This is a genomic window from Acaryochloris sp. IP29b_bin.137, from assembly GCF_028285745.1.
In the GTDB taxonomy this organism is placed as follows: Bacteria; Cyanobacteriota; Cyanobacteriia; order Thermosynechococcales; family Thermosynechococcaceae; genus Acaryochloris.
On the sequence record NZ_JANQOP010000109.1, the window covers coordinates 1 to 7,240 of the forward strand.

Annotated in this window: 8 protein-coding genes; 2 read left to right on the top strand and 6 right to left on the bottom strand. The window is 49.1% G+C overall.

The features are described 5' to 3' along the window. Positions 1–36: 36 nt before the first annotated feature. Entirely contained in the window at positions 37–708 is a 672-nt protein-coding gene (locus Q0991_RS08455) for a DUF3318 domain-containing protein (protein ID WP_010480752.1), read from the top strand. Here the strand turns inward: Q0991_RS08455 and Q0991_RS08460 are convergent. The 5 genes from Q0991_RS08460 to Q0991_RS08480 all read right to left on the bottom strand — a co-directional run bounded on the left by Q0991_RS08460 (position 696) and on the right by Q0991_RS08480 (position 5,287). Beyond that, positions 696–2,738: a ribonuclease R family protein gene (locus Q0991_RS08460; RefSeq protein WP_299487343.1), complete on the bottom strand. Its 2,043-nt coding sequence runs from the start codon at positions 2,736–2,738 to the stop codon at positions 696–698. The genes Q0991_RS08455 and Q0991_RS08460 overlap by 13 nt on opposite strands. 85 nt (positions 2,739–2,823) lie before the next feature. Beyond that, entirely contained in the window at positions 2,824–3,039 is a 216-nt protein-coding gene (gene rpsR, locus Q0991_RS08465; protein WP_299487345.1) for a 30S ribosomal protein S18, read from the bottom strand. 39 nt (positions 3,040–3,078) lie between these two features. Next, positions 3,079–3,267 (bottom strand): 50S ribosomal protein L33, encoded by a 189-nt coding sequence (gene rpmG, locus Q0991_RS08470; RefSeq protein WP_010480755.1) that lies wholly within the window; start codon positions 3,265–3,267, stop codon positions 3,079–3,081. Between the two features lie 102 nt (positions 3,268–3,369). Then, a complete protein-coding gene (locus Q0991_RS08475; RefSeq protein ID WP_299487348.1) occupies positions 3,370–4,734 on the bottom strand; it encodes a four-carbon acid sugar kinase family protein in 1,365 nt (454 codons plus the stop codon). Between the two features lie 4 nt (positions 4,735–4,738). Continuing rightward, entirely contained in the window at positions 4,739–5,287 is a 549-nt protein-coding gene (locus Q0991_RS08480; RefSeq protein ID WP_299487349.1) for a pyridoxamine 5'-phosphate oxidase family protein, read from the bottom strand. A 254-nt stretch (positions 5,288–5,541) separates the two neighbouring features. On the opposite strand from Q0991_RS08480, the gene Q0991_RS08485 reads away from it, so the two are divergent. Beyond that, positions 5,542–6,027: a hypothetical protein gene (locus Q0991_RS08485; protein ID WP_299487351.1), complete on the top strand. Its 486-nt coding sequence runs from the start codon at positions 5,542–5,544 to the stop codon at positions 6,025–6,027. 136 nt (positions 6,028–6,163) lie between these two features. On the opposite strand, the gene Q0991_RS08490 is transcribed toward Q0991_RS08485, so the two are convergent. After that, entirely contained in the window at positions 6,164–6,721 is a 558-nt protein-coding gene (locus Q0991_RS08490) for an FxLYD domain-containing protein (RefSeq protein ID WP_299487352.1), read from the bottom strand. Positions 6,722–7,240 lie beyond the last annotated feature (519 nt).

The window sequence follows — 7,240 nt, forward strand, 5'->3', positions numbered from 1 at the left end:
TTTACGATTGTTGTTTATCATTCCACATTTGAATTCATGGTCTACGGAACATCCTCTGCTCGGGCTGAAATGAGTGAACTGCGGCGTCTGCGAACGCTCTTGCCGCCTGAGCTGCAAAGCTGGGTGACCGTAGAAGCAACCACAGCCACCAATGCCTCCCTGATTACCTGCGAAGAACTGGGTCAAGACGAAGTCGAAATCCAAATTGACCTGCTGAAGTGGGAGCAATTTGCCAAAGACCAGCGCAACCTCCTGTTTTGGCACCAAGTGGCTCGGATTCAGAACGATACCATTCCTCGGGATGGCTGGGAAATGGCCGCCCTAGCCATTGGTTTGGGGGGAGCCGTGGGTGAATTGTGGGTCCAAGATGGACTTCTGCTGATGTTGGCCTTGGCCCTGTGTGGGGTGTCGGGATGGCGACTGTATCAGCGCAATAATTCTCAGAAGAGCGTTGATGATCTAACGGCTGCGGATCAAAAAGCGATCGCACTGGCGACACGATTTGGCTACACGCTCCCCAATGCTTACAAAAGCTTAGGCAGCGCCTTAAAAATTTTGATTGACCAATCTCCAAGCCGTCGCAATCGTAAGCGTTATGAAACCCGCCTCCAGGCTCTCAAAGACAGTGCCGCAGAAGCAAAGGCCAGAAGCCAGTCCATGCGTGCAGAGCAGCGGAACCGAATGCCGGATATGAATTACCCGTCTTGAGCTGCGTCAGGCGAGGCCGTGAAACATTCTTGCAACTGAATCCGATCCAATCGGGGATTGACCGAGGCTACTTTGACGTCCAAGCGGTCACCCAGCGTCACGGGGTGATCGAGGCGCATCACGAGTTCTAGGCCTAAATCCTCTAGCAGAATGAGGGCTAAGTTTTCGTGCTCCCGTAGCCATCTCAGCACCATTGCTGGCCAGACCGTTTGACCATGCTGGCGCAAATATTCCAAACTCCAGTAACGATTGGTTTGTCGTTCTAGAAGGGTTGCCTCTTGGGCTGCCGTGGTGACGCTGGGAATTAACGTCGTTAAATCCGTTTTGCTGAAGGGTAACTCCTCATCGCGGAGGTGGGCCTTAATTTGGAAATGAGCTACTAAATCTGCGTAGCGGCGAATGGGGGAGGTCACCTGACAGTAGCAATCCAAGCCCAAACTGGCGTGACGAGCAGGGCTGATACTAACTTCGCTGCGGGGCATACAGCTGCGAATAGCGCAGTAACGGACAAATCCTGGTGCCAACTGTAGCAACTCTTCTTCGGGGGGCAGCTCTGGTTGAGGCTGATGGCGAAACGGCAAAGGTAAATCATGATCTTGACCGTAACGGGCCGCCACCTCCCCCGTGAGGATCATCATCTCTGCCACTAGGTTGCGGGAGGGAGAGTCGTAGAGAACCTCAATGTCGACCTTTTCGCCGTCTACCTTGATGGAAGACTCGGGCATTTGAATGCTGATAGCGCCTTGAGACTTGCGCCAAGCCTGTCGCCGTTTGGCCCAGTCTGCTAAAGCGAGGAGTTCCGATTCAGCTTCAACGCCCAGCTCCAGCATTTCATCCACATCTGCATAGGTGAGACGATAGGTGGGTTGGATCTGGCTACAGCGAATCTCATAGGACTCAATGGCCCCTTCTGCTGAGAGGATAACGCCAAAGCTGAGGGCACAACAGATTTGCCCCTGGACTAAGCTCATGGGTCCCGTAGAGAGTTCCGTCGGGAACATGGGAATCATGCCTGTAGGTAGGTAAACCGTTGTGCCCCGGCGCTGGGCTTCGCGGTCCAATTCATCCCCTAAGGTGATCCAGCGACTGGGGTCAGCGATATGGACCCAAACCCGCTGTTTGCCGTCGGGTAGAAATTCCAGACTGAGGCCATCATCGATCTCAGAGGTGCTTTCATCGTCAATGGTGTAGACTTTCAAACTGGTCAAGTCGTGGCGATCAGTATGTAAGTCAGGAGGCGGCATTTTCAGTAATTGATCAACGGCTGCGCAAACGGACGAGGAAAAGTGAACCGGGGCTTTGCTGCGATAGAGATGTAAGTTCTGGTGGAGATTCCAGACCTTCACATCGACTAATAGTTGAAAGGCAGCATCTGGGGAGGTTGCCCGCTTCAGGGTTGACAATACTTCAACCGCAGTGGTTCGGGTGGTGGCCTCATCTCCAAAGGCAGCAAATTTTTCTAAAGCTTGGAGATAGGTGCGATCGCATCCTTCCCACTCCACGGTATCACCCGCGATCGCCTGCTCTATTTTTTGATAAAAAGCGTGTTGTTCCTGCTGACGCTTAGCCTGCTGCTCGATTTGGTGCTGTAGCTCCGCCACTTGATTCGCCGAGCGAGGCTCAAAGCGGTCCCCTTTTTGCTTAAAGTAAATGCGATCGTCCGTTAAAAGGCAATGGGCCGCATAACAGAGAGGCGGACTTTGATCCGAGAACAACAACTGGGCCAAATCAGCAGGGCCAACCGACTGAGCGTCTTCCAGCAGAATCTCCCAAGCCACTTCTAGGCTGCTGGGATCGATATAGGATTCAGCCTCTGTTTGGAATTGCTGAATTTCAGAGGTGGTATAGGTTTGTCCCGCCACCACGAAAGTAAATTGTCGAGGATGAAGCGTATGGGATTGTCCCGCTTGATCCACCACAACCCAATTCTTCTTACCTTCGGGTCGATCGACAACGCCCAATTGAAAGGGACGCTGCCCTTCGGCACAATCGCCCCGTCGTTTGAATTCAATTAATGTTCCTTTCTCCACTCAATTGGCTCATCCAATTTCTGTAGTTATGGCGTACAAGAACTAACCCAAATTCGGGATAGCTCTAGAAATCGGTACCAGCACTCTAGCCTTCGCGGTTAATGAAAGGGAGAAGGGCTAGAACCCGGGCGCGCTTAATTGAACGAGTCAGATCCCGTTGTTGGCGGGCAGTTAACCCCGTGATCCGTCGAGGGAGAATCTTACCCCGCTCAGTGATAAAGCGACGGAGCAAATCAACATCCTTGTAATCAATCGGATCACCCGGCTTGATCGGAGAAACACGGCGGCGATAGTAAGGCATAAGGGTTTGATAAACGTTTTAATAGGTGGATAATGGAGGCTATTTGATCTCTTTGTGATTTGTATGCTTATTGCAATGGGTGCAGAACTTCTTCAGTTCTAAGCGAGACGTGGTATTTCGTCTATTTTTGGTGGTTGTGTACCGGGATACCCCTGGCGAACGCTTATTGGAGTTGGACCGACATTCGGTACATTCCAATGTGACGATGATCCGAACACCTTTTGCCATGTGTTTTTACCGCATCAAAATTTCTAATTGGACACAAACGATAATTATCTCATGATTAGTCAAAAATCAGCTACTTTTTTTAGCAATTTGCAGCGGATCGAGTTATCCCTGATCGATTCCTTCTATTTGAACTGACCGTTGAGACAAGCATTGGCAGATCTTGACTAGGTCTTCAGATTGTCCGACATTCCCTGGGAATAAGACCACTGGTAGTTGGGGAAAAGCATGTTCTGACCCAGTGTGTACAACACAGCATCCTGGCAAAATTTGGCCCAATAGTCGCACCGATGATAAGTGTAACCCTCCCGCCAAAATGGTATTTGAGGTCATGCCTCCTTTGCTGACTAGGAACCCCAGACGAGAGGGCAGATGCTGGACAATATCGGCCAATAAATTGGCTACCTGGGTGTTGAATGGGAGCCGCTCTGCCAAATCCTTGAAGTCCAGAGGTTGCCTGCTGGTGTAAATCACGGGCGTATTGTGTCGGCGAAAGATGGACTCAGTTTGCTTCAGAACTTGGGCTTTAAGTTGGCTGGTATCCACTTCCTTCTGCTGGAGAAGAGACAGATTAATTTCGATTCCCTCGATATGGGATAAAGCCAGTAGGTGCATGAGTTGCGTCGTTGTTGTCTGGACATAGGAGCCGACGATAAAGATACCCGGATGGTCACGGATAACCGTTTCTGCCATCGCTGCTGCAGGAATGGGCTGTGGGGGCAGATTACCCAACGACGTCAGTAGACTTGCCGCACTGCGGAATAAAAACCGTTTTCCCTGAGCAGATGCCGCCAATGCCAGTTGCGCAAACCGATCGAGATCGACCTGTTCGACTGCATCAACAACTGCATACTGGTTATTCTGTAAGCTCATTAACCGCTCTAAGCCATACGAAGCAGTTTCTTCAACAGAGAAATGTAGGACTTGTGAAGCGGGAACTCTCCCCTCTGTTTTCTCGGCAATATAGTCTGGGAGAAAACTATGCCGATAACCAAAAACCGGATCCTGGGCAAATTCAGTTTCGTGGACAGGGATCAGCTGATCTTGGTTTTTGATGTAGTGAATACCGTTTTGGGTGATTCTGCTTCCTTCCAAAAAGGCCGGAACTAGGAACTGGGCATCAAAGGGGCCGAGTTCTTCCGAAATCACATCCGTCTCTAAGGGGTAATGTCCCCGTAAGGTTGAGTCTGAACGGCTGACAACTAAATAGTGCTTGGGATGGTCGTCCGTTGCTGACTGGACTTGGGCCATAGCCATCTTTAGGTTGCGGCATACGTCCCGAGTCACTTGGGCTGCGTCTTTAGCAGAACGAGCCCGGGTATTAGTCAAAATAAATAGGAGTGGCGAGGCATCTCGTAGCCCCTGGGAAAGGGTTTCTACATCCCACCGCAGCAATAACAGGCAACTGTGAACCGTTTGCGATCCAGTTGGATCATCATCCAATACGACTATTTTGGGAGCGTAGGCCATGCCCTCAGCCCTCTGCCATCAACCCAGTCGGCAAGCCATCAATGCTGATTCGATTCTTCTGGGCTTGGTATTCTTGCAGACCCTCTTCACCTTTTTGGGTCGCCCAGTTGATTAGCTGATTTCGATCGCCTTGGTACTCATAGAGAGGGACACCAAACCCACAGGAAGTTTGGACAGATTCGATATGCAGCACAATAATTTGTCGCGTCCCAGGTAGCGGGTCGAAAGCTTTTATCCAGTCGGACCAGATGCGATCGCACGGACGAATCACCTCTCCTTGCCCATATAACCGCAGAATAAGTGGATCCCCTGCAAAGCTACAGAACATCATCGTTAGTCGTCTATTCTCAGCTATATGGGCACTCGTCTCATTTCCGCTGCCTGTCAAATCCAGATACGCGACTTTAGTTTTCCCTAGACATCTAAACGTATTCATCCCCTTGGGCGAGAGATTAATTCGGCCCTGGGACGGAGCCGATGCCGTAAAAAAGATTTGTTGATCTTGAATAAAAGCTTGCAGGTTGGGAGTGAGCTCAGAGTAAAACTTAGCCATAATGCGTTTGAGGGAATTTTGAAGATATCTACACTCAGAAAGTCATTATCGAATCTGAAAAAAATTTAAAATTTGGTCGGTATCGGTGAAATTAAAGGACGATAACCGCTGTCTGAAGTTCGGCGTACCCTAGAGCGTTTATCGTCGAAGGTTCTCTGGGTACCAATCCAGCTAACTGTCCCAAACAGACTTGTGCAAATTTCCTATGTTCTCGATAATATTAGCTGGAAAGTATAAATACTTAGAGTGACAATATGATGTTTCGACTTAAATCCGCCTTAATCATAGGACTTTTAAGCGCCCTTTCCCTCACTGCTTGCAGTGAAGCAGGCGACACTGTTAAAGATGCTGCTGATAAAGCCAAAGACACTGCTGCCGAAACCACCGAAAAGGTAAAGGATACCGCCACTGAAACAGCAGAAAAAGCAAAAGATACGGTTGCTGAAACCGTGGATAAAGGCGCAGGTCTCGTTGCCCTTAATGATATGAAAGATAGCGTTACCTCAACCCTTGACGCCGCGAAAACTGGAGACTTTGACACTGCAAAAACAGAATTTGCCAAAGTACAAGAAGCGTGGCCTGCCCTTAAGGACAACATCAAGCCTGACTCCGCTCAATCCATTCAAGAGGGGATTGAGACGGTTAAGGCTAGCCTCGGTGAAGGCGAGCCCAACAAGGACAAAATTGTGGGTGAACTGACAAACTTACTAAAGTCTGTCACCGGCATTCAACTCGGCTAGAGGTTTATTCCTTAGACTTTTAATCAATGCATAGGGCTAGGAGACTTTTGAGTTTTCTAGCCTTTTATGGGTCTACACAATTTCTAAAATAGTCCAATTGCTGTTTGCCAATGGCCGCCGCTGCTGGCAAAGGCAGCTATTCAGAATCAAGACTGACCTGAAAGGGCGGATCGAGCAGCCGGACTTCATATCCTTCATCTGGATCAATCGTCCATAGGGTATCGGCAAAGGTTACAGATTGCCCTGGTGCGATGGTGCTAGGTTTAGGCTGAGCACTGCCGGTTTGCAGCAAATATCCGCTTCTATCCAGAATTTCATAGTTCACGGCTAAAACGGTCACCGGGATATCATTTCTGTTGGTGAGGATCCCAGATAATTGGGATGAACCATTGAGCTGAATAATGTAGTCTAAGCCAATGTCTTCAACATACAGATTGTGAGTAATCTTCTCTAGCTTTTTCTCTCGGGCTGCCTGTAGAGACTGGGCTTGAGGCTTTGGCTTAGCCCGCTCTGCTGCCTGGTTGAGATTCAACAACTGTTGCCAATAGGTTTGAAAACGCTGTTTTTGCGCCGCCGTCTCCCCAATAATAACGATGTCTTCTGCCGCATTAGTCGTCGTGGGGACTGCTATTGGCAGTATTGCGATCGCACTCAACAGAATTTTTATGGCCAGGATTGGAGAATTGCTGTTCATCATCTAACCACTCGCCTTCTAAAGTAGAATCGTTTGCTTCCTTACCCCTACCCTAACGAACCGATATTCGGATAAAGACCATCGGTCACAAATCTTGTAATCCTGCATCTGTCTGGGGCAAATCCTTAAAACAGTCCCCAGACTGGGGTTGATTAGAATTTTTCGAATTCCTTGACTATATTATTTCCACCGATAATGTTTTCTTAGAGTGGTCTATTTATCTAAATGTTAAATCCAAGTGATATGTGATCGCCCTCCACCCCAAAAGCTTCTGGTAACGGGTGCGAGTGGCTTTCTAGGCTGGCATCTTTGCCTGGCGGCACAAATGGACTGGCGAGTGTTTGGCACAACCCACTCCCATTCGATCCAAGTACCAGGGTGCTCAATGATTCCCTTGGACTTACGAGATTTTGCCAGTGTCTGACCTTTACTCGAAAAAGTGGACAGTTCATTTAAGCTACAAGTGTTTGATTTCGTGTCCTCCAGTAATTGTCTTCAAATTGGACAGGGGCGCAATAT